Source organism: Mesorhizobium sp. B2-7-3, assembly GCF_006440715.1.
In the GTDB taxonomy this organism is placed as follows: domain Bacteria; phylum Pseudomonadota; class Alphaproteobacteria; order Rhizobiales; family Rhizobiaceae; genus Mesorhizobium; species Mesorhizobium australicum.
Genome location: NZ_VFTY01000003.1, coordinates 301545 through 322349, shown reverse-complemented (window position 1 = coordinate 322349; position 20805 = coordinate 301545). Strand labels below are relative to the sequence as shown.

19 protein-coding genes are annotated in these 20805 nt (G+C 64.2%); 12 read left to right on the top strand and 7 right to left on the bottom strand.

Translation table 11 applies throughout. The features are described 5' to 3' along the window. Positions 1-139 precede the first annotated feature (139 nt). From FJW04_RS08975 to FJW04_RS08960, 4 genes are read left to right on the top strand one after another with little or no spacing between them, the layout of a single operon-like run. A complete protein-coding gene (locus FJW04_RS08975; protein WP_023770308.1) occupies positions 140-1144 on the top strand; it encodes a MoxR family ATPase in 1005 nt (334 codons plus the stop codon). Next, positions 1144-2109, top strand: coding sequence for a DUF58 domain-containing protein (locus FJW04_RS08970; RefSeq protein WP_015316056.1), 966 nt, complete (start codon positions 1144-1146; stop codon positions 2107-2109). Before FJW04_RS08975 ends, FJW04_RS08970 begins: the two co-directional genes overlap by 1 nt. After that, the gene (locus tag FJW04_RS08965) at positions 2106-4928 is read left to right on the top strand and encodes a DUF4159 domain-containing protein (protein WP_140713612.1); all 2823 of its coding nucleotides are present in this window, start codon (positions 2106-2108) and stop codon (positions 4926-4928) included. The genes FJW04_RS08970 and FJW04_RS08965 overlap by 4 nt, the downstream gene beginning before the upstream one ends. 58 nt (positions 4929-4986) lie before the next feature. Continuing rightward, complete coding sequence (locus tag FJW04_RS08960) at positions 4987-7059, top strand: hypothetical protein (RefSeq protein ID WP_140713610.1); 2073 nt, start codon at positions 4987-4989, stop codon at positions 7057-7059. Positions 7060-7161: 102 nt separating this feature from the next. On the opposite strand, the gene clpS is transcribed toward FJW04_RS08960, so the two are convergent. The 4 genes from clpS to FJW04_RS08940 all read right to left on the bottom strand — a co-directional run bounded on the left by clpS (position 7162) and on the right by FJW04_RS08940 (position 8704). After that, positions 7162-7467, bottom strand: coding sequence for an ATP-dependent Clp protease adapter ClpS (gene clpS / locus FJW04_RS08955; protein ID WP_015316053.1), 306 nt, complete (start codon positions 7465-7467; stop codon positions 7162-7164). A gap of 129 nt (positions 7468-7596) precedes the next feature. Next, positions 7597-7911: a hypothetical protein gene (locus tag FJW04_RS08950; RefSeq protein ID WP_140665118.1), complete on the bottom strand. Its 315-nt coding sequence runs from the start codon at positions 7909-7911 to the stop codon at positions 7597-7599. Between the two features lie 161 nt (positions 7912-8072). Continuing rightward, positions 8073-8366, bottom strand: a complete 294-nt coding sequence (locus tag FJW04_RS08945) for a hypothetical protein (RefSeq protein WP_140617674.1) — start codon at positions 8364-8366, stop codon at positions 8073-8075. Between the two features lie 38 nt (positions 8367-8404). Continuing rightward, a complete protein-coding gene (locus FJW04_RS08940) occupies positions 8405-8704 on the bottom strand; it encodes a hypothetical protein (RefSeq protein ID WP_015316050.1) in 300 nt (99 codons plus the stop codon). A 279-nt stretch (positions 8705-8983) separates the two neighbouring features. On the opposite strand from FJW04_RS08940, the gene FJW04_RS08935 reads away from it, so the two are divergent. Together FJW04_RS08935 and FJW04_RS08930 are read left to right on the top strand one after the other, a co-directional pair. Then, positions 8984-9700, top strand: a complete 717-nt coding sequence (locus tag FJW04_RS08935; RefSeq protein WP_140713608.1) for a response regulator transcription factor — start codon at positions 8984-8986, stop codon at positions 9698-9700. After that, entirely contained in the window at positions 9697-11106 is a 1410-nt protein-coding gene (locus tag FJW04_RS08930) for an ATP-binding protein (protein ID WP_140617672.1), read from the top strand. The genes FJW04_RS08935 and FJW04_RS08930 overlap by 4 nt, the downstream gene beginning before the upstream one ends. Positions 11107-11219: 113 nt before the next feature. On the opposite strand, the gene choV is transcribed toward FJW04_RS08930, so the two are convergent. The 3 genes from choV to FJW04_RS08915 form a co-directional block, all read right to left on the bottom strand. Further along, complete coding sequence (choV, locus tag FJW04_RS08925; protein ID WP_015316047.1) at positions 11220-12401, bottom strand: choline ABC transporter ATP-binding protein; 1182 nt, start codon at positions 12399-12401, stop codon at positions 11220-11222. After that, entirely contained in the window at positions 12398-13252 is an 855-nt protein-coding gene (choW, locus tag FJW04_RS08920) for a choline ABC transporter permease subunit (protein WP_140665124.1), read from the bottom strand. The genes choV and choW overlap by 4 nt, the downstream gene beginning before the upstream one ends. 135 nt (positions 13253-13387) lie before the next feature. Then, positions 13388-14323 carry a choline ABC transporter substrate-binding protein gene (locus FJW04_RS08915; RefSeq protein ID WP_015316045.1) on the bottom strand — a complete coding sequence of 312 codons (936 nt, stop codon included), beginning with the start codon at positions 14321-14323 and terminating at the stop codon, positions 13388-13390. A gap of 261 nt (positions 14324-14584) precedes the next feature. Here FJW04_RS08915 and FJW04_RS08910 point away from each other — a divergent pair, with 261 nt between their 5' ends. The 6 genes from FJW04_RS08910 (at position 14585) to FJW04_RS08885 (ending at position 20762) form a co-directional block, all read left to right on the top strand. Further along, the gene (locus FJW04_RS08910) at positions 14585-15196 is read left to right on the top strand and encodes a thymidine kinase (RefSeq protein ID WP_140617670.1); all 612 of its coding nucleotides are present in this window, start codon (positions 14585-14587) and stop codon (positions 15194-15196) included. Between the two features lie 130 nt (positions 15197-15326). After that, the gene (locus tag FJW04_RS08905) at positions 15327-15716 is read left to right on the top strand and encodes a cytochrome c family protein (protein ID WP_140713607.1); all 390 of its coding nucleotides are present in this window, start codon (positions 15327-15329) and stop codon (positions 15714-15716) included. Positions 15717-16035: 319 nt separating this feature from the next. Next, positions 16036-17124 carry a hypothetical protein gene (locus tag FJW04_RS08900; RefSeq protein ID WP_023781403.1) on the top strand — a complete coding sequence of 363 codons (1089 nt, stop codon included), beginning with the start codon at positions 16036-16038 and terminating at the stop codon, positions 17122-17124. Between the two features lie 39 nt (positions 17125-17163). After that, entirely contained in the window at positions 17164-18309 is a 1146-nt protein-coding gene (locus FJW04_RS08895) for a hypothetical protein (protein ID WP_140713606.1), read from the top strand. Between the two features lie 24 nt (positions 18310-18333). After that, positions 18334-20244, top strand: a complete 1911-nt coding sequence (locus FJW04_RS08890) for an ATP-binding protein (RefSeq protein WP_140713604.1) — start codon at positions 18334-18336, stop codon at positions 20242-20244. 101 nt (positions 20245-20345) lie between these two features. Continuing rightward, the gene (locus FJW04_RS08885; RefSeq protein ID WP_140713602.1) at positions 20346-20762 is read left to right on the top strand and encodes a DUF559 domain-containing protein; all 417 of its coding nucleotides are present in this window, start codon (positions 20346-20348) and stop codon (positions 20760-20762) included. The last annotated feature ends 43 nt before the right edge of the window (positions 20763-20805 follow it).

Genomic DNA, 20805 nt, shown 5'->3' with positions numbered 1-20805 from the left:
TTGTTCCGCTTGTCAGCCTAAGTCTGTGATTTAAGTTCAACCATAGGCGCTCCGCGAGGCCGAATCGCGGCAGCCTATGGTATGGTGCGGGCCAGCATTTCCAAACCATGGCATTTCCAACCAAAGGGATCGATGCGGCATGAGCGTGATGGTCAAGGAAAGCCCGATCAGCGAAACGGACATGGTCGCCGAGGCCGAGAAGGCGCTTGCCGACATCTCCAGGATCCGCGACGGGGTTGGCCGGGTGATCTTCGGCCAGGAGAACGTCGTCGAGCGTACGCTGGTGGCGCTGCTGGCCGGCGGCCATGCGCTTCTGGTCGGTGTGCCGGGCCTCGCCAAGACCAAGCTGGTGGAGACGTTGGGCGTCGTGCTGGGGCTCGATTCGCGCCGCATCCAGTTCACGCCCGACCTGATGCCGTCCGACATCCTCGGCTCCGAGGTCATGGAGCAGGACGAAACTGGCAAGCGCTCGTTCCGCTTCATTTCCGGGCCGATCTTCGCCCAGTTGCTGATGGCCGACGAGATCAACCGCGCCTCGCCGCGCACGCAGTCGGCGCTGCTGCAGGCGATGCAGGAATATCATGTCACCATTGCCGGCGCACGCTACGACCTGCCTTCCCCCTTCCATGTGCTGGCGACGCAGAACCCGCTGGAGCAGGAAGGCACCTATCCGCTGCCCGAAGCCCAGCTCGACCGCTTCCTGATGCAGGTCGACATCTTGTACCCCGAAATCGAGGCCGAGCGCCGCATCCTGCTGGAAACCACCGGCGTCGAGGACGCGAAAGCCCAGAACGTGCTGCAGCCGGCGCGGCTGAAGGAGATCCAGACACTGATCCGCCGCATGCCGGTACCCGAAAGCGTCGTCGAGGCGATCCTTACCCTGGTGCGCTCGGCGCGTCCGGGCCAGGGCAATGCCGACACGGACAAGCATGTCGCCTGGGGCCCGGGCCCGCGCGCCAGCCAGGCGCTGATGCTGTGCACGAGGGCCCGCGCGCTCTACGACGGACGCCTGGCGCCTTCGGTCGACGATGTCAGGGCGCTGGCCGAACCGGTGCTGCAGCATCGCATGGCGCTGACTTTCGCCGCCCGCGCGGAGGGCACCAGCGTGCGCGACGTGGTGGCGAAGCTTGTGAAAGGCATTTGATGGCGCGTATCGGCGAAGTCCAGGCCCCGGCAGCGACGCGCGATGCGCTCGCCCGAGGCCGGTTGCGGGCTTCGCTGGTTCCCGACCTGCTGGTCGAGGCACGCCGTATCGTCAACACCGTGATCGCCGGCTGGCATGGCCGCCGCAAGCGCGGCATCGGCGAGAATTTCTGGCAGTTCCGGCCCTATGTCGAAGGCGACGCCTCGCGCATCGACTGGCGCCGCTCGGCCCGCGACGACCACACCTATGTGCGCGACCGTGAATGGGAAGCCGCCCACACCGTCTGGCTGTGGGCCGACCCCTCGCCGTCCATGCTCTACAAATCGACGGGAGCCGGCGTTTCCAAGCAATCGCGCGCGCTGGTGCTGACCTTGGCCATGGCCGAGCTTTTGTCACGCAGCGGCGAACGCATCGCCTGGCCTGATCTGACCGATCCATTCACCGCCCGCAACGGCGCCGAGCGCATCGCCGCCCAGCTCATGCATGCCGGCGAACTGCCGGCAAAACCCGATCTCTCCAACATCAGGCGCTTCTGCGACATCGTCATCGCCAGCGATTTCCTCGACCCCGTCGAGGAAACCATGGCCTGGCTCGACGTGCTCGCCCGCCATGGTGTGCGCGCCCATCTGATCGAGGTCGCCGACCCGGCTGAGGAAACCTTCCCCTATGCCGGCCGCACCGAGTTCACCGATCCCGAGACCGGCGACAAGCTGACCGCCGGCCGCGCCGAGATGCTGGCCGATGAATACCGCCTGCTCTACACCGCTCGCCGCCAGGAGCTGGCCGGCTGGTGCAAGCGGCTTGGCTGGAGCTTTACCGTCAACCACACCGACCGGCTCGCGTCCGACGCGCTGGTGCGCCTGCACATGGCGATGACCGCCGATGGCGGGCATGCCGGTATCATTGCCGGCGATCAGCCCAGGCCGATCGCCAAGGGCGATCAGCCTGGAAAGGCGGTCGCATGAGCTGGCTGCCGCTCTCCTTCGGCGCTCCGATGGTGCTGTGGGGCCTGCTGGCGCTGCCGGTGATCTGGTGGCTGCTGAGGCTGACGCCGCCCAAGCCGCAGACCGAGGTGTTCCCGCCGCTGAAGATCCTGGCCCGTGTGCTGAGGCGTGAGGAAACCCCGCAGCGCAGCCCCTGGTGGCTGACGCTGCTCAGGCTTCTGATGGCCGCCCTCGTCGTCGCGGCATTGGCCGAACCGGTGTTCAACCCGCGCGAAAAGTTGCCGGCCGAGGGTGCCGCGCTTGCCCTGGTCATCGACAATGATTGGGCGAGTGCCGCCGACTGGAACAAGCGCGTCGCCACCGCCGAGCGGCTGATCAAGGACGCCGGCTCGAACGGCGTGCCTGTCATCATCGCCTTCACCGCCGAAAAGCCCAATGCGGAGATAGGCCCCTTCGATGCCGCCGCCGCGCTCGACCGGCTGCGCGCCGCCAAGCCGCGGCCGATCCCCACCGACCGGCCCGCCGTCTATGCCCGTGTCGCCGGCATGCTGGAAACCTTGCCAGGCGCCAGCGTCGCCGTGCTGGCCGATGGCCTGGGGGCAAAGGGCGACGAGGCCGCCTTCAACACGCTGTTGTCGAAAAATGCCGCCCGCATCGTCTGGGCGGTGGCCGACCGGCTGTCGCTGACTGGCCTGACATCAGCCGAAAACCAGGTTGATGGCTTTGGTTTGACCGCCATCCGCGCGCCCGGCGATCCCGCCCCGGCGCAGGTCACCGCCGGCGCATTCGACGACAAGGGCCGCCGCATCGCCGATGCGATCCTGACCTTCGCGCCGGGCGAAGCCACGGCCACCGGCACCATGGCGGTGCCGTTCGAATTGCGCAACGACTTCGCCTCGATTGCGCTCGATGGCGAACGGCATGCGGGTGCCGTGCGTGTGCTCGACGAAAGCTCCAAACGCCGCCGCGTCGGGCTGTTGTCGCAAGCCGAGGCCGACCAGGCGCAGCCGCTTCTGTCGCCGCTCTACTATATCAGGCGCGCGCTGCAGCCCTTCGCCGATCTGGTCGAGCCCTCCAGCGCCGATCTCGCCGACGCCATCCCGCAGATCCTCGACCAGAAGCCGGCGATGATCGTCATGGCCGATATCGGCACCATTCCCGCACAGGTCCGGCAAAGACTGGTCGACTGGGTCGACAATGGCGGCACGCTCGTTCGTTTCGCCGGCTCGCGGCTGGCCGCCGCCGGCAATGACGACGATTTGCTGCCGGTCCGCCTGCGCACCGGCGAGCGTTCGCTCGGCGGCGCGTTGTCATGGACCTCGCCGCAGCCGGTCACCGAATTTCCCAAGGCCGGCCCCTTCGCCGACCTGGCGCCGCCGACCGAGGTCACGGTGACCAGGCAGGTGCTGGCCGAACCGACACCCGACATCGTCGAGCGCACCTGGGCGGCTCTTGCCGACGGCACGCCGCTGGTGACCGGGCTGAAGAAGGGCAAGGGCACGCTGGTGCTGTTCCATGTCACGCCCGAGGCGACGTGGTCGAACCTGCCCATATCGGGCAGTTTCGTGGAGATGCTGCGCCGCATCGTGCAATTGTCGCGCAACCAGGGCGCGGCGATCGCCAATGCCGAAGCCGCCGCCACGTCGCTGGCGCCCTATCGGATGATCGCGGCAGACGGCTCGCTGGTGCCGCCGACACCGGATGCACGGCCGCTGGTGCCGGGCGCAGGACCACTGCCGGTCACCTTCGAGAACCCGCCTGGCCTCTACGGCTCGGAGACCGGCGTCTTCGCCCACAATCTGCTCGACGCCTCAAGCACCTTTGCCCCGCTGGCGCGCCCGCAAGTGACGGTGCCTGTTACCACCGTCCAGTACGCCTTCGATGAATCGCGCAACCTGAAGGGCACGCTGGTCGCGGCGGCTCTGCTGCTGATGCTGCTCGACACGCTGGCGGTGTTGTGGATGGGCGGCCTGTTTTCGCGCCGGCCGCGCCGTGCCGGTGCGGCCGCGACCACAGCCGCCGTGCTGATCGCGCTTGGCGCACTGTTCGGCCATGCCGATGTCGCGCGCGCCGACGATGCCAAGCCGGGCGATCAGGTCGCTATCGAGGCGATTTCGAAAACCCGCATCGCCTATGTGCTGACAGGCGTCCCGGGTGTCGATTCGATCAGCCGCGCCGGGCTCGAGGGTCTGACCCGCTTCCTGATCGAGAAGACCGCCTTGGAGCCGGGGGCGCCGGCCGGCGTCGATATCTCGAAGGACGAACTGTCCTTCTATCCCCTGATTTACTGGCCGATCGATCCGGCGGCACCGATGCCGAGCCAGGCCGCGATCGCCCGCATCGACGCCTATATGCAGCAGGGCGGCACCGTGCTGTTCGACACCCGCGACCAGTTCGCCAACGGCATCGGTGCCGATTCCACCAGCCCGGCGACCGAGCGGCTGCGCGACATCCTCGGCAACTTGAACGTGCCGCCACTGGAGCCGGTGCCGTCGGACCATGTGCTGACCAAATCCTTCTTCATCCTGCCCGAGTTTCCCGGCCGCTTTGCCGGCAGCCCGCTCTGGGTCGAGGCATCGCTCGATGCCAGCAATGCCGACAACCGACCGGTGCGCACCGGCGACGGCGTATCGCCGATCATGATCACCGCCAATGATTTCGCCGGCGCCTGGGCGGTTGACGAGAATGGCGATCCGCTGCTGCCGACCGTACCGAACGATCCGATGCAGCGGGTCTACGCGCTGCGCGCCGGCGTCAACATCATGATGTACATGCTGACCGGCAACTACAAATCCGACCAGGTGCATGTTCCCATCCTGCTCGAACGTCTGGGGCAGTAGGATGACGTTCTTACCCTCCACGGCGGGTCAACTCTCTCCACAACGGAGAGGATGAAGCATGAACTGGTCTATCTCCTTCGAACCGCTTCTATCCTGGCCGCTGCTGGCCCTGGTGCTGGTACCGTTGGCGCTGCTGGCGCTCGTCGGCCTTTGGTTTCGCCAGCGCGGCGCGGTCCTGCGCCTGGTCGCCCTGCTGGCGCTCGCCGCCGCCATCTTCAACCCCGTATTCCTCAACGAGGAGCGCGAGCCGCTGAAAAGCGTCGTCGCGCTGGTCGTCGACCGCAGCCAGAGCCAGGACATTGGCGACCGCACCAGACAGACCGACGAGGCCGTGGCCGGGTTGCAGCAGCGTCTTGGCCGCTTCAAGCAGTTCGACGTCCGTGTCGTCGAGGCCGGCAAATCCGACGCCGCCGAGGAGCGCACGGAAACGCGGCTGTTCGGAGCGCTGGAAGGCGCCTTCCGCGACGTGCCGCCCTCGCGCATCGGCGGCGCCATCATGGTCACCGACGGCGAGGTGCATGACACGCCGTCGGGCACGCCCGAGTTCAACGCCCCGCTGCATGCCCTGATCACCGGCAACGACCATGAGAAGGACCGCCGTATACGTTTCGAGAACGCGCCGCGTTTCGGCCTCGTCGGCAAGCCGCTCGACATGAGCTATCGCGTCATCTCGACCGAAAACGAGACCGGACCGGTCGATGTGCGGGTCTCGGTCAATGGCGAGCAGGTTTCGGTCGAGCATGCCACGGTCGGCCAGGCCATGCCGCTGCAGGTGACCATCCCGGGTGCTGGCCGCAACATCATCGAACTTGCCATCGACCGTGAGCCGGGCGAACTGACCGACACCAACAACCGCGCCATCGCGCTGGTCGACGGCATCCGCGAGAACCTGCGCGTTCTGCTCGTTTCGGGCGAACCGCATGCGGGCGAGCGCACCTGGCGCAATCTGTTGAAATCCGACGCCTCGGTCGATCTCGTCCATTTCACAATCCTGCGGCCGCCGGAAAAGCAGGACGGCACGCCGATCAACGAATTGTCGCTGATTGCCTTCCCGACCCGCGAGCTGTTCGTCGAGAAGATCAAGGATTTCGACCTCATCATCTTCGACCGCTACCAGCACCGCGACGTGCTGCCGATCCTCTATTACGATTACATCTCCGAATATGTCGAAAAGGGCGGCGCGCTGCTGATCGCCGCCGGTCCCGAATATGCCGGCGAGGCTTCGATCGCACGCACGCCGCTGATGTCGGCGCTGCCGGCCATGCCGACCGGCGAGGTCGTCGACAAGGCCTTTTATCCCCGCCTCACCGAACTCGGTCAGCGTCACCCGGTGACGCGCGGCCTCGACGGTTCGGCCACCGAGCCGCCGCACTGGAGCCGCTGGTTCCGCACCATCGGCGTGCAGAACCCGCAGGGTGAAGTGGTGATGAAGGGCGCCGACAACCGGCCGCTGCTGCTGCTCGACCGCAAGGGCGAAGGCCGCGTCGGCATGCTTCTGTCCGACCAGGGCTGGCTGTGGGCGCGCGGCTTCGAGGGCGGCGGCCCGCATGTCCAGCTCTACCGGCGCATCGCCCACTGGCTGATGAAGGAGCCCGAGCTCGAGGAAGAGCGGCTGACCGCCGAGGGACGCGGCATGGTGCTGGAGATCCGCCGCCAGACCATGGCCGACGATCCCGGCCCGGCGCAGATCATCACCCCCTCCGGCAAGACGCTCGCCGTCAAGCTCGACAAGTCCGAGCCCGGCGTCTTCCTCGGCAGCGTCCAGACCAGCGAGATCGGCCTCTTCCAGGTCGCCAATGGCGATCTCACCGCGCTTGCCCATGTCGGACCGGTCAACGCTCCGGAATTCGCCGACGTCGTCTCCACGCAGGAGCGGCTGAAGGCGCCGGCGGAAGCCACCGGCGGCAGCGTGCGCCGGTTGGCGTCTGCCGCGGGCAGCGACGTGACGCTGCCTTCCATCGTGCCGGTGCGCTCGGCCGGCGAGGCGTCGGGCAGCGACTGGATCGGCCTGCGCACCACCGACGACAGTGTGCTCAAGGCCGTGTCGCGCGTGCCGCTGTTCGGCGGCTTCCTTGGCCTGGGCCTGTTGCTCCTGGCGATGGGTTCGATGTGGTACCGCGAGGGACGATAGAGCGGTGCGCTCCTACTTTCTCCCCGTGTAGTGACGCGGAGAGCGACGCTATCGCGAGTGGTTTCGCCAATCGTCGAAACCAAGGCTATGACGAGCCCCTCCTCACTCCTCCGGTTCCGTCGTGAACAGCAGTGGGTAGCCCTTGGCCTTGCCGGCGTCGGTCGCCCGCGTCGCCTTGGTCTCGGCGACATCCCTGGTGAAGACCGCGACCACGCAGACGCCACGCTGGTGCGCGGTGATCATGACCCGGTGCGCCTGGTCCTCCGAGAGCTTGAACTCGCCCTTCAGCACCGTGACCACGAATTCGCGCGGCGTGAAATCGTCGTTGACGAGGATGACCTTGTAGAGCTTCGGCCGCTCTGTCTGCGGCTTGACCTTGGTGCGCGGTTTTGTGGTGATTTCAGGCATTCGAACCGACTGTTTTCGCGATCAGCTTAAGTCCGCATTTTGCCACGGGCGGCAGTGATCGTCCATTTACGGACCGTCGGCGGGCGGGCCCGGTCCTCCGGGGTCATGTGGGGAATTGTCGGTCGCGGTTCAACGGCCCTGACGGCCGAAGACGCGGCGCGTTGGGTCGGCATCCGCCCGGCGTTCCAGCCATGCCGCGATCGGCCATCCGGCAACACAGATCAGCGTCACGCCGGCGAGCACGATCAAAAGCCATGCCTGCACCGGCGTGATGTAATCCCAGTTGCTGGAAATCGCCGGTGCGAACAGCGAAGGCTCGGTGCGCCCGCTTGCAGGGTCCGGCACGGGGCTGGCGGTGAGCAGAATCAGCACCCTGGCGACGCCGGTGGCAACCAGGCCGCCGATCACCATGGAGCGAAAAATGGACGAAAGCCGCTTCTTCATGCGGATTGTCCTACAGGGCCGGCATTGCAAACGGGTTAAGCACGATCGAGATGCGTGGCTGAAAGCCGCCGGCGTCCAGCTCTTCGACCATGCCCTTGCCAGAAGGCCGCCCCAGCCGGTTTGCGGCGGGGCGGCCTTGCTAGAACTAACCTCGAAGCTGATCAGGGCTTCTTGGGAGCAGCCTTCGCAGGGGCCGCCTTCGCGGGAGCCGCCATCGCGGGGGCCTTCTTGACCGGGCACTTGTGCTTCTTGGTCACCTTGCAGACGGTCTTCTTGGCGACCTTCTTCGGAGCGGCCTTGGCCGGAGCAGTGGTCGTCGCGGCAGCAGCCGGAGCGGTGGTCGTGGTGGCAGCGGCCGGGGCAGCGGTCGTGGTCGCGGCAGCGTTGCCGAGAACGGGCATCGAGAAGGCGAGAGCGACGGCGAGACCAAGGGCGGACAGGAGGGATTTTTTCATGGCTTCGTTTTCCTTTTTTGTGCGGGTCGTTTTGAGTGTCACTGGACCGGGTCGTTCGGTGTCACTCCAAGCAGCTTCAAAGCATTGGCGAGCATCCGGATGCCCTGCGCCTGTTTCTTGGCGGCGCAGTACCGGTTGCCCTTTCTCTGAAGTGCCTTTGCCGCGGTGACCTGCGTTGCCGTGGCATGGGTTTCGAGGGCTTCATCAAATTGGTGGCTGAGATTGGCGCACCGTTCGCTCCGGGTCAGCGGCGCCTTTGCGTCGGATTGGTCGACAGCGGCAGTGAGCAGGCCAAGGCCCAGCAAAACTCCCAACAAACTGATCGACAATCTTGGCATCGGTTTATCCGTGAACCCGGAGACTAGCGTCGCAGCCGATGACCTGACCGCCACGGCACCGTTATGCCGGCCTACCTTTTCAGGAGTTTTTCCCGATTGTAGAATTTTGTTTCTGGATTGTGTCTGGCCAGGCCACGCCAAGCTGGCCGTTGCTTCATGTGGAGAAGGCGGAATTCATTCTTCCTTGAAAACCAAGGCACTGGCCAACATACGGCCCGAATTCTATCGTGTGGCTCACGAGCCAAGAATGGCGTGGCCGGCAAACCAGACAGGGCAGCTGTGAAATCCGAGACACACATACTGATCGTCGACGACGACAAGGGCATTCGCGACCTGCTTCAGGAGTTCTTCCAGATGCGGGGTCTGCACACCTCGGTTGCCGCCGACGGCACCGAGATGGAAACCATCCTGCGCCGCACGCAGGTGGATCTGATCGTGCTTGACGTGATGCTGCCCGGCAGGAGCGGGCTGGAACTGTGCCGCGACATCCGCGCCCAGTATACGACGCCGATCATCATGCTGACCGCCGTCACCGAGACGACCGACCGGGTCGTCGGGCTCGAGATGGGCGCCGACGACTATGTGCCCAAACCCTTCGACCCGCGCGAATTGCTGGCCCGCATCCGCGCCGTGCTGCGGCGCAATGGCGCCGCCGAGCCCAAGCGCGCCACCACCAAGCAGATTTACCACTTCGCCGGCTGGACGATGGACTGCTCGCGGCGGCGGCTGACCGCGCCCGACGATGTCAGGGTCGAACTGACCATGGCTGAGTTCAACCTCCTGCAGACCTTCGTCAAGAGCGCCCAGCGCGTGCTGACCCGCGATCAGCTCATCGAACTGTCCGGCGGCGACAGCGACTATTCCTTCGACCGCAGCATCGACATCCTTGTCTCCAGGCTGCGGCGCAAGATGGAAGATGATCCCAAGACGCCCAAACTGATCCTCACCGTGCGCAGCGGCGGCTACCAGTTCCTGCCCGAGACGACATCCGAATGAGACGTTTCCTGCCGCAGACCTTGCCTGTCTGGGTGCTGCTGATCGTCATTGCCGGCCTGCTGATCAGTCAGGTCGCGACGCTTTATATCGTATCGCGCGACCGCGCCGCCGCCAACGACGTGGTCGACCTCTACCGCCTCAACGACCGCGCCTTCTCGCTCGTGCAGCTGATGCACGACGCCACGCCGGAGGAGCGCAAGGCGACGGCGACCGGGCTGTTCAACTCCACCTACGCGCTCACCGTCTCGGACACGCCCGCCGTCACCTCCTCGATCGCCGGCGACGACGAACTGGCCGAACTGGAAGACATTCTCGTCGGCCGATTGTCCAAGTTCGGTATCACCGACGCGCGCGTGCGGCGCGATCCGGCGACGCGCGAAGCCGACGATGCCGGCGGCGCGGCACCGGGACCCGAGATCGGCCAGGTGGAGCGGGATCTTCTGGTGCTGGCTGCCGATTTCGCCCAGAGCGACAAGCTGACGGCTTCGCTGCGCTTCGCCGACGGCCAATGGCTGAATTTCACCGAACCGATCACGCCCGTCGGCCCGATCCTGAGCGTCGATAGCCTGCCGCTCTATTCGCTGATCGCGGGGCTGGTGGTGATCATGTCGATCTGGTCGCTGCGCCGGCTGACCGCGCCCTATCGGATGATGGAAACCGCCGTAAACCGGATCGGCAACGACCTCAAGAGCCCGCCGATCGCCGAGAGCGGCAGCCGCGAGGTACGCGCCGCCGCCAAGGCGATCAACGCCATGCAGGCGAGGCTGCGCGAATATGTCGAGGATCGTGAGCACCTGGCGGCGGCCCTCGCGCACGACCTGCGCACGCCGATGACCAGGATGCGGCTGCGCCTGGAGCTGTTGCGCAGATCACCGGCGCGCCAGGCGCTCGCCCACGATCTCGCCGACATCGAAAGCATCGCGAGTTCCGTGATAGATTTCGCCAAATTCGAGGTCACGGAAGAGAAGGCCGAACGGATCGATTTCTGGTCGCTCGTCGAATCGGTCGCCGACAGCTACGAGACCGTGTCCTTCGACAATGACGACGTCCGTTCGCGAGGCCTGATCTGCATGGCGCGGCCGGTGGCTCTCAAGCGCTGCGTCACCAATCTGGTGCAGAACGCCGTCACCTACGGCAAGCAAGCGCATCTCAGCCTCAGCCGCTTGGACGGCACGATCACGCTCGCCATCCGTGACGAGGGACCGGGCATTCCCCAGGCCCAGATCGACGCCGTCTTCGGCTCCTTCGTGCGTCTCGAACAGTCCCGCAACCGCCAGACCGGCGGTCTCGGGCTTGGGCTGACCATTGCCCGCAACATCGCGCGCGCGGCGGGCGGCGAAGTGCGCCTGTCCAACCATCCAGACGGCGGCCTGCTGACCGAGTTGCGCCTGCCGATGGCGGCTTAGGACATAGCCGCCTTAAGCGCGTCGCGCCGAAGCGGATCAGGCGCCGCGCTTCAGTCTTCGTTTTTGTGCATGTCGTCTTCCCAAAAACCGAGGTCACTTTTGGGCGACATGCATCAGCGCCGCAGCACCGCGCTCAGCACGTCGCGGATGCCGATCGCGCCGACGAAGCGCGACTGGTCGTCGAACAGCGCCACGGGTGCGGTCTGCGACCGGTGCATGGCCAGCATCACGGTCTTCAGCGAGGTGCCGGGATTGGCCCAGAACACTTGCGCCAACTCCTCCGGCTGGCCCTCGACATCGGCGCAGGACACCCATACGGCCGGCTTGCCGTCGCGCTCGGCCGCCGCCACCAGCCCGTGTTCGTCGATCTTGAAGCGCGTCGTCTTGCGCCGGTCGAGCCACACCCAGCCGTCCTTGCCCTGTTCGAGATCGCGGCGGTCGCGCATCACGTTCCAGGCGGTCAGCACCGAGAGCGGGTTCACATTGGCGATGAAGTCGCGGACATAATCGTTGGCGGGGCGCAGCACGATGTCTTCCGGCGCGCCGGTCTGGACGATACGGCCGCCCTCCATGATAGTGATGTGGCTGCCGATCTTCAGTGCCTCCTCGAGATCGTGGCTGACGAAGATGATGGTCTTCTTCAATTCCGCCTGCAGCTGCAGAAGTTCGTCCTGCAGCTTGGTGCGGATCAGCGGGTCGAGGGCCGAGAACGGCTCGTCCATCAACAGGATAGGCGCCTCGGTGGCGAAGGCACGCGCCAGGCCGACGCGCTGCTGCATGCCGCCCGACAGCTCATGGGCGTATTTGTTCGACCATTGGTCGAGATTGACCAGCTTGAGCTGGCGATGCACCCGCTCCTTGCGCTCGGCGTCCGGCACGCCGGCGAGTTCGAGGCCGAGCCCGACATTCTCCTCCACCGTGCGCCATGGCAGCAGGCCGAACTGCTGGAACACCATTGCCACCTGCTTCTGGCGCAGCCGCCGCAGGGTCGGCTCGTCGCAGGTGACGACATCGACCGTGCGGTCACCGTCCTTCACCAGCACCTGGCCGCGCGACACCACGTTGAGCCGGTTGACCGCGCGAAGCAGCGTCGACTTGCCCGAACCGGACAGGCCCATCAGCACCGAGATTTCGCCTTCATGCACGGTGAGGCTGGCGCCGGCGCAGCCGAGCACATTGCCGGTCTTCTCGAGGATTTCGGCCCGGGTGGCGCCCTTGTCGATCATCGCCAGCGAGCCGGCCTGGTCGGCGCCGAAGACGATATCGACATTCCTGAAATCGACGGCGACGGTCATTTCTTGCCTCCAACGCCAATGCGGGTCATTCGGTCGAGCACGATGGCGAGCACGACGATGGCGAGACCGGCCTCAAGGCCCAGATCGATGCGGCGCGAACCGAGCGCCCGGTTGATTTCCGTGCCGAGCCCGCCGGCGCCGATCAGGGCCGCGAACACCACCATCGACAGCGACAGCATGATCGACTGCGTCAGACCCGCCATGATGGTCGGCAGCGCCGAGGGCAGCTCGACCTTCCACAACAGCTGGCTCTTGGTGGCGCCGAAGGCCTCGCCGGCCTCGATGATCGACTTCGGTACCGAGACGACGCCGAGATGGGTGAGCCGGACCGCGGTCGGGATGACGAAGATGATGGTGACGATCAGGCCGGGCGCATTGCCAAGACCGAACAGCGTCAGCACCGGGATCAGGTAGACGAAGGTCGGCAGCGTCTGCATCAGGTCGAGCACCGGCAGCATGATGCGATAGACCTTCGGCTTGTGCGCGGCCCAGATGCCGAGCGGCACGCCGATCGCCATCGCCGCCGCCGCCGCCGCGACAACCAGCACCAGCGTCTGCACCGTCTGTTTCCAAAGGTTCTGGTTGATGATGAAGATCAGCCCGATGAAAACGCCGATGGCGAGCGGCCGCGAACGCTGCAGCAGCCAGGCGATGACGGCAATCACCAAAGCGAGCAGCACCGGCGGCACCATCAGCAGGATGTTGACCAGCCCGTCGAGCAGAAAATTGAGGCCATTCGAGAACGCCCTGAAGACGGTGTCGAAATTGTCGGTAAGGAAACCGAAGAACGCCTTTCCCCAGGCGCCGATCGGGATCTTGTGATCGACCATGAACTTGGAAATCGGATCCATCTCACCCCTCGTTTGCCAGAGCTCTGCCTTCGGCCCCGTACTGTCGCGACGTCATCTTGTCACAGGATACGAAAAAGGGCAGCCTTTTCCACAAAGACTGCCCTCTGTTTCGGTCACGCTGAAATCAAAGTCGGCTCAGCTTCCGAGCGCGGTCTTGACCGCCGCCGCAGCGTCGCCGCCGTCGAAGGTGGTCACGCCGGCGATCCACGGCTTGACCGCATCCGGGTTTTTCTTCAACCAGTCGGTTGCCACCTTGTTGGCATCGCTGCCCTTCAGGATGGCGTCCATCATCTGGCCTTCCATATCCAGATTGAACTTCAGGTTGGCGATGAACTTGCCGACATTCGGGCACTCGCTCATGTAGCCCTTGCGCACATTGGTCGAGACGGTGGCCGCGCCGAAACCGCTGTCGCCCATGCCGTCGAGATAGGTGATCTTCATGGCGCCCATCACCGGATGCGGCGTCCAGCCGAGGAAGGCGATCCACTCATTGCTCTTCATCGACTGCTCGGCTTGCGTCAGCATGCCGGCCTCCGAGGATTCGACCAGTTCGAACCCGTCGAGATTGTCCTTCGGGTTCTTGATCATGTCGAGGATGATGCGATTGCCGTCATTGCCGGCCTCGATGCCGTAGATCTTGCCGTTGAACTTGTCCTTGAACTTGCCGAGGTCGGTCAGCGACTTGACGCCGGCATCCGCGACATAGGTCGGCACGACGATGCCGTAACCGGCGCCGGCCAGGTTCTGGCTGACGGTCTCGACCGAACCGTCGGCCGTATAGTCCTTGATGTCATTGGTCATCGACGGCATCCAGTTGCCGAGGAAGACATCGAGGTCCTTGTTCTTCAGCGACGCATAGGTCACCGGAACCGAGAGCTGGATCACCTGCGGCTCGTAGCCGAGCGCGGTGAGCAGCACCGAGGCCAGCCCGGTGGTGGCCTGGATGTCGGTCCAGCCGACATCGGAGAGGCGAACCGCCTTGCAGCTTGCCGGATCGCCGGCGAAGGCGGCGCTCGTGGACAGGAAAGCCGCCAGGCCCAGGCCGGCGACGAAGGAATTCATGCGCGACATCTGTATTCTCCCATTTCGATTCTTTGGCGAAGCGAAGTTACGGTTTTTGTGCCCGCCTTGTTTCGTCAGCCAAACACCATTCTGGAGTGGTTTCAAGCGCTAAGACAATCACGATCAACGGCGCTGGCTGGCCCATCAGCGACACAGCTGACGCTTTCCGCGCCGAGCCAGGCGCAATCTGCCTCGGCAATGGCGGCTTTTTCAGGGGAATGCGGCGCCGGCCCCTCCCCGAGGCCTGGCAAGTCGGCTTAAAAGAGCGGCATGGCCAAGCTTTACTTCCACTACGCGACGATGAATGCCGGCAAGACGACCATGCTGTTGCAGGCGTCGTACAATTACCGCGAGCGCGGCATGACGACGATGCTGTTCGTCGCCGGCCACTACCGCAAGGGTGACACCGGCCTGATCTCGTCGCGCATCGGGCTGGAAACGGAAGCCGAGATGTTCCGCGACGGCGACGACCTGTTCGCCCGCGTCGCCGAGCATCACCAGCACACGGCGGTGCATTGCATCTTTGTCGACGAGGCGCAGTTCCTGGAGGAGGAGCAGGTCTGGCAGCTTGCCCGCATCGCCGACCGGCTCAACATCCCGGTCATGTGCTATGGCCTGCGCACCGATTTCCAGGGAAAGCTGTTTCCCGGCTCGCGCGCGCTGCTGGCGATCGCCGACGATCTGCGCGAAGTGCGCACGATCTGCCGCTGCGGCCGCAAGGCGACGATGGTCGTGCGCCTCGGTCCCGACGGCAAGGTGGCCAGGCAGGGCGAACAGGTGGCGATCGGCAAGGACGTCTATGTCTCGCTCTGCCGCCGGCATTGGGAAGAGGAAATGGGCCGCGCGGCACCTGACGACTTCATCGGCTTTATCAGCCGCTGAATGTGGCTCGCTGGGGCGTCGGCGTGGGTAGCTGGCTGCCACCTCTTGTCGGCCGCGCCGTTCTATGGTGCCTTTGTTAAGGCCAGCGCCCTATTTTCCCACCCTCAGCCAGAGCCTCCCGGGGTCAGCCATGCTTCGAGCCGTCTTGTCCGCCAGCCTTCTTTTGCTTGCCACCTCCGTTACCGCCCGGGCCGGGGGCGATCCTGTGCTGGGCAAACATGTTTTCAACCGATGCATGGCCTGCCATGAGGCGGCGTCCGACCGCGACAAGGTCGGCCCGCATCTGATGGGCGTCGTCGGCCGCAAGGCGGGAACCGCCGAAAGCTTCCTCCGGCATTATTCGGACGCCATGAAGAGCGCGGGTGCTGCCGGCCTCGTCTGGGACGAGGCAAATCTTGCCGAATACCTCAGATCGCCCAAGCTGAAGGTGCCCGGCAACAGGATGGCCTTTGGCGGCCTCAGCAATGACGACGACATCGCCAACGTCATCGCCTATCTGAAGGCCGACCCCAAACCCTGAGCAGACGCCGTTCGTCGTCGGACGGGCCGACTTGTGCCGCCGTGTGGGGCTGCAAATGGCCAGTTGTTGTCGAGTTTAGGAGCCATTCGCTTCCGCGTGGATGGATTGCTTTGCCGGCATGAAAGTTCAAAATCAGCTGAACAAGGCTTGGCCTGCCAGTTGATCACGCCATGACCACGGCTCCATTGGCTTTCAAGGGTTCGGCCGGATATTTGTTTTCGCGCCACCCACTGTCTTCACGTCTTTCAATCCCCTGATACCCCACATATATTCGCCGCTGTTCGCAACCAGCGAGCGGAAGCCGAAGCGGGAGGCCCCTATGGCGACATTGCAGAATTTCGATGCCGAAATTGCCAAGACCAAGCAGGTCGTCCAGGACATGCGCACCAAGATCGAGCAATCCGGCACCGTGCTCGACACGCTCGCAACCGCCGACAAGAAGATCGGCGACGCCAATTTCGACATCGAGAACGCCCGCATTGAGGATGTACTGAAGCAGCAGAAGGTGATGGAAGGCAACATCGCCGACCTGATCATCGGGCTGGAGGACGCCACCAACGTCTTCGGCGCCGAGTTCGAGAGCATGAAGAACTATACCGGCTGGGAAAACTTCGTCGGCGTTTTTTCGGCGCAGCGCAAGCAGCGCATGCGCACCGATCGCGTCCGCAACATGTCGCTCGCCGGCAACCTGCAGGAGCTGCTGGCCAAGTCCGATACCATCGTCGGCATATTGAAGGCGCAGAAGGAAATTCTCGACCAGCGCTACAAGACCTCCGAGGCCAGCCTGTCGCAGGTGATCGAGCGCCGCAAGACCACCATGACCAACCTCGAAACCGTGCAGAAGCGCATCGAGGAGCTCAATCCGATGCTGCTCGACATCGAAAACAGGATCGCCGCCTCGACCAGCCAGAAAGACCGCACGCAGCTCGAGGGCGAGCGTTCCAAGCTCGCCACCGAATACAATGAAAAGCAGGCGAAAGAGCAGGAGCTGCTGGCCGAAAGCCAGACGCTGGAGCGCTATACCTCGATGTTCCAGACCTTCGTCGATTCGCTCAACAACCAGATCGCCGCGCAGTCGACGCTGATCAACAAGCTGACCATCGATACCGAACAGCGCATCGTGCTCTACAAGGCGCTCGAGGACTCGCTGAAGACCGCCGCCCAGCAGGACGTCGCCCACAAGATCAACACGCTGGGCAGCCAGGTCGACAACACGGCCGAGGAAACCATGGCCGGCATCGGCGCCGCCTCGCAGAAGCACATCGGCGATCTCTTGGAGATGCACGAGAAGAACATGGTCGCCAGCGCCGACATCCAGCGCCGCAAGAAGCTGGCCGACGATGCCTTTGCCCGCCGCTTCGACGAGGTGCTGAAGAAGCACAATTCGGCCAACTACGTGCAGTCATAATTGCCGCGCGCACCGGTGCGACAATCCAGGACTGACAGCATGACCCCCGAAAACGACGCCGCGACGCGGTATTTCTCGGCAATCACGGCCGCGCTCAGCGGCCTTGAAGTGTTCATGCGCGACGACCGCTCGCCGCTTTACCGGCACGGTATCGTCGCCAAGATCGTTGCCGAGTACATCGCCCGGCTCGACAAGTCCTTTTCCTGCTGGCGCAACCGGCTGGGCTTCATGGACACGTTCCGCATTTCGCGCGCCGAGAGCGGCTACCCGGTGTTCCAGAACCTGCTTGAACTGGAAAACGACCGCCTGCAGGCCGACGCGCGGCTCGCCAACATCCCCCAGGCCGGCGAGCTGCGCGAGGAGATGGCCGACTTCATCCTGCGCCACAAGGAGTTCCCCGAGGCGCTGCAGAAATCGATGGCCGAGCGGCTCTATCTCGAAGACGTCAAGAGCGAGCAGACCTTCGGTCCGTTCACGCTGGCGCAGACGGCCAAGGTGTCGGTCAATCCGAAGACGGCGCGGCCTTATTACCTCGTCCACTGGGCAAGCTTCGACGGCAGCGCCAACCTGCCTCTGGTCTACATGGTGACGGTGGAGGATTCGTCGGAAAGCATGGTGCGCCAGCTTGTCGACCGGAGCGGCAAGCTCAACGACAAGGTCGACATTCCGCTGCCCGTCGATGGCCTGCTCAACCCCGAGCTTGCCCACCGCTTCGACGATTTCACCGAGAAGAATTCAGCCTATACGCTGTCGCCGGCGACCATCGCGGTCAATCTCGACAAGGATTTCGAGCCATTGCACCCCAAGCAGCTGAGGCGGGTGGTGCTTGGCCCCTTCTACTCGGCAGGCATCACCGACAACAATTCGACGGTGACGGAAGTGCTGGCCAAGGTGCGCAAGCCCGAAAATGCCTGGCTTTTGACCTGGACCATCCAGGAAGTCTATTCCAAGGGCGAGAAGCCTGGCCGGAAGGGCCTGTTCTCAAGCGAGAAGACGACGCAGGAATTCTTCATCAACACCGACGACCTGGAAGCCGCCCGCCAGGGCGTGTCGAGCTACGAAAACCACGCGCTGATCCCGCACGAAGCCTACCAGGCGCTTTACGCCGCCGGCGAAGCCCAGAAGATCTTTGGCGGCTACAAGGTTCACATCCTATCGAATGGGCAGGTCATCTCAGACGTCTGACCGTCACACCACGGAGCACCCTTCATGGACACCGGCCTGACCACCATCCCGGAAGCGGCTATCGAAAAACACCGCGCCACCGCGCAAAGCTTCATCACCCGCATCGTCGTGCTGGAGGATCCATCGCGCGAATCCGGTACGGCATTGGCCGGCACCAACCGCCGCTTCGTCTCCACCGTCTCGGTCGGTTCGGTGCGCCGCACCCGCGAGGTCGAGCTGTCGAAGACGGTCGGCGCCGTTCATCCCGACGACCAGTTGCTGACCATCCCGCAGCACACGCTGCTCTTTCGCGCCCGGCGCGGCACGGCGATCGCGCTGGCGGTATCGGACGTCTTCGCCGAAGGCTCCGATCTCGAAAGCCTGCAGGCCAGGAACACCCGCGCGCCGCTCGAAGGCGACGAGGCGTCCACCTTCAAGAAACTGCTGTCGGCTTCGGCCTATATTTCGGCCTTCAGCCTCGCCTCGTATCTGTTCCAGCTCATCGACGGCGACGGCGAGGCGCCGAACGATATCCCCGAGCCGGACTTCCTGTTCGACACGCCCCAGGATGCGGTGAAATCGATCCTGGCCGGCATCGACAAGGCGATAGCGGGCTCGACGGACGACGGCGACCTGACGACCAGGGCGCGCGCCTTCGCCCGCGTCGCCATCGACGGGCTTTTGGCGCGCAAAAGCCGCTTCGACGGCATCGGCCCGTTCGAGAACGCCCATATCCGCATCGACGCCGACGACTTCACCCTCGACGGCTTCGACGTCGCGCCCGGCAAGCGCTCCAAGCCGCTGGTGATGACCTTCAAGAAACCGGAAGAGGTCGTCGGCAACCACATCGCCAAATACCAGTCGGTCAAGCTCGCCAAGATGCTGATGGCCTATGATTTCGAGCGTGAACTGAACCCGTTCGTCGAGCTCGGCGGCTTCCTGTTCACCTTCATCGGCGACGGCGCGCCCGGCACCGGCAAGACGACGCTGATCCAGATGATCGCCGGCCTTGTCAACGGCTATTGCCAGGTCGCCGGCTATCCCTTTGCCTATGAAAATTTCGGCGTCGACCAGATTTCGTCCTACCAAGGCAAGTCTGGCCAGAACTGCCGCCAGTTCATCAACAATGTGTTGAACCCGCGCGTCATCGGCTTCGGCACCATCGACGACATCGACCAGGTGGCCGCCCGCCGTTCCGACGACCGCGCATCGGCCGGCCAGCAGGAGATCACCGGCGTGCTGATGGACGCCTTCGCCGGTGCTGCCACCGTGGTGCGTGGCAATTGCTCGTTCGGCATGTTTTCCAACTATCCCGAAAATGTCGACGATGCGCTGCGCCAGCGCGCCGGCGCCCGCTGGCTGGTCGACGGGCCGCAGACCCGAGACGACTATATCGACATTTTCGTGCTGCTCGCCGGCAAGAACCACGAAATCCCCCTGGGCAAGCACGAACTCTACGCCGCGCAGGAGATCCAGCGCGCCGTGACCGAAGCCTATGAAGAGCATGAAAAGCCGCGGGAGGACGGACTGGTGCGGGTCTACGAGCGCTACATGAAGGAAAATGGCGCGCCCAGGACCATGGCCGACATCGGCACCTACCTGCACCTGATCAAGGACGCCGAGCCGCGCTTCACCGGCCGCGCCATCAAGAACGTCACCGACGCCATCAAGATGCGTGCCATGGACATCGAGCTTCCCGACGACTGGTTCGAAAAGCCGGAAGCCTTCATGCACAAGAGCTACGACGACAAGAAAGCGATGATCGAGGAATTGCGCGGGCCGTTCTCGCTTGCCATGGTCATGCAGGAGATCAACCGCTACGCCGATTCCGAGTTCCGCTATTCCGACAAGTCCGACGATGCCGCGGTGGAGAAGCTGCTGCGCGACGCAAGGCTGCGCGAACGCGCGGCGCGTGAGATGGAGGAGATGAAGAAGAAGGGTCTGTGGAATGCGTGAATTTGCTTCGTTGCCCACGGGTGCTAAAAAGTGTGGCTCCAACGCTGATGCCCCCCTCTCCCCGTCCTTCACGGGGAGAGGGTGAGGGTGAGGGGCAGCGCATGCGTGGACCAGAACTCACGACGACAAAGCGGGCAAGACGTCTGCGGCAATCGGATAACGATGCCGAAGGCGCACTTTGGATGGAATTGCGCGACCGCAGACTAAACGGGCACAAATTCGTTCGACAGTTTCCGATAGGCAGCTACTTTGCTGATTTTGCCTGCAGGGAATGCCACCTGGTTGTCGAAGCGGACGGCAGTCAACACGCAGGCAACAAATATGATCAGGTCCGCGATCAGTTCATGATTTCAAATGATTGGTCTGTGCTCCGCTTTTGGAACGTCGACGTATTAAAGGAACGGGACGCGGTGCTCGAAACCATATTGGCGGCTATCGAACAGCGTCTCGATCGCCATATCGAAACGAATGATCTTCGATTTCTCGCCGCCGAAGGCTATGGGGAGACATATTCTTGACCGTCAGCGCCGCCCCTCACCCTTACCCTCTCCCCGTGAAGAA

Excerpts from the sequence above, each read along its gene's own strand:
- choW (WP_140665124.1), bottom strand. The coding sequence starts at position 13,252 with ATGGATCCGATTTCCAAGTTCATGGTCGATCACAAGATCCCGATCGGC.
- FJW04_RS08945 (WP_140617674.1), bottom strand. The coding sequence starts at position 8,366 with ATGAAAAAATCCCTCCTGTCCGCCCTTGGTCTCGCCGTCGCTCTCGCC.
- FJW04_RS08975 (WP_023770308.1), top strand. The coding sequence starts at position 140 with ATGAGCGTGATGGTCAAGGAAAGCCCGATCAGCGAAACGGACATGGTC.
- FJW04_RS08930 (WP_140617672.1), top strand. The coding sequence starts at position 9,697 with ATGAGACGTTTCCTGCCGCAGACCTTGCCTGTCTGGGTGCTGCTGATC.
- FJW04_RS08890 (WP_140713604.1), top strand. The coding sequence starts at position 18,334 with ATGGACACCGGCCTGACCACCATCCCGGAAGCGGCTATCGAAAAACAC.
- FJW04_RS08965 (WP_140713612.1), top strand. The coding sequence starts at position 2,106 with ATGAGCTGGCTGCCGCTCTCCTTCGGCGCTCCGATGGTGCTGTGGGGC.
- choV (WP_015316047.1), bottom strand. The coding sequence starts at position 12,401 with ATGACCGTCGCCGTCGATTTCAGGAATGTCGATATCGTCTTCGGCGCC.
- FJW04_RS08885 (WP_140713602.1), top strand. The coding sequence starts at position 20,346 with ATGCGTGGACCAGAACTCACGACGACAAAGCGGGCAAGACGTCTGCGG.
- FJW04_RS08915 (WP_015316045.1), bottom strand. The coding sequence starts at position 14,323 with ATGTCGCGCATGAATTCCTTCGTCGCCGGCCTGGGCCTGGCGGCTTTC.
- FJW04_RS08895 (WP_140713606.1), top strand. The coding sequence starts at position 17,164 with ATGACCCCCGAAAACGACGCCGCGACGCGGTATTTCTCGGCAATCACG.
- FJW04_RS08950 (WP_140665118.1), bottom strand. The coding sequence starts at position 7,911 with ATGAAGAAGCGGCTTTCGTCCATTTTTCGCTCCATGGTGATCGGCGGC.
- FJW04_RS08910 (WP_140617670.1), top strand. The coding sequence starts at position 14,585 with ATGGCCAAGCTTTACTTCCACTACGCGACGATGAATGCCGGCAAGACG.
- clpS (WP_015316053.1), bottom strand. The coding sequence starts at position 7,467 with ATGCCTGAAATCACCACAAAACCGCGCACCAAGGTCAAGCCGCAGACA.
- FJW04_RS08960 (WP_140713610.1), top strand. The coding sequence starts at position 4,987 with ATGAACTGGTCTATCTCCTTCGAACCGCTTCTATCCTGGCCGCTGCTG.
- FJW04_RS08905 (WP_140713607.1), top strand. The coding sequence starts at position 15,327 with ATGCTTCGAGCCGTCTTGTCCGCCAGCCTTCTTTTGCTTGCCACCTCC.
- FJW04_RS08900 (WP_023781403.1), top strand. The coding sequence starts at position 16,036 with ATGGCGACATTGCAGAATTTCGATGCCGAAATTGCCAAGACCAAGCAG.
- FJW04_RS08940 (WP_015316050.1), bottom strand. The coding sequence starts at position 8,704 with ATGCCAAGATTGTCGATCAGTTTGTTGGGAGTTTTGCTGGGCCTTGGC.
- FJW04_RS08970 (WP_015316056.1), top strand. The coding sequence starts at position 1,144 with ATGGCGCGTATCGGCGAAGTCCAGGCCCCGGCAGCGACGCGCGATGCG.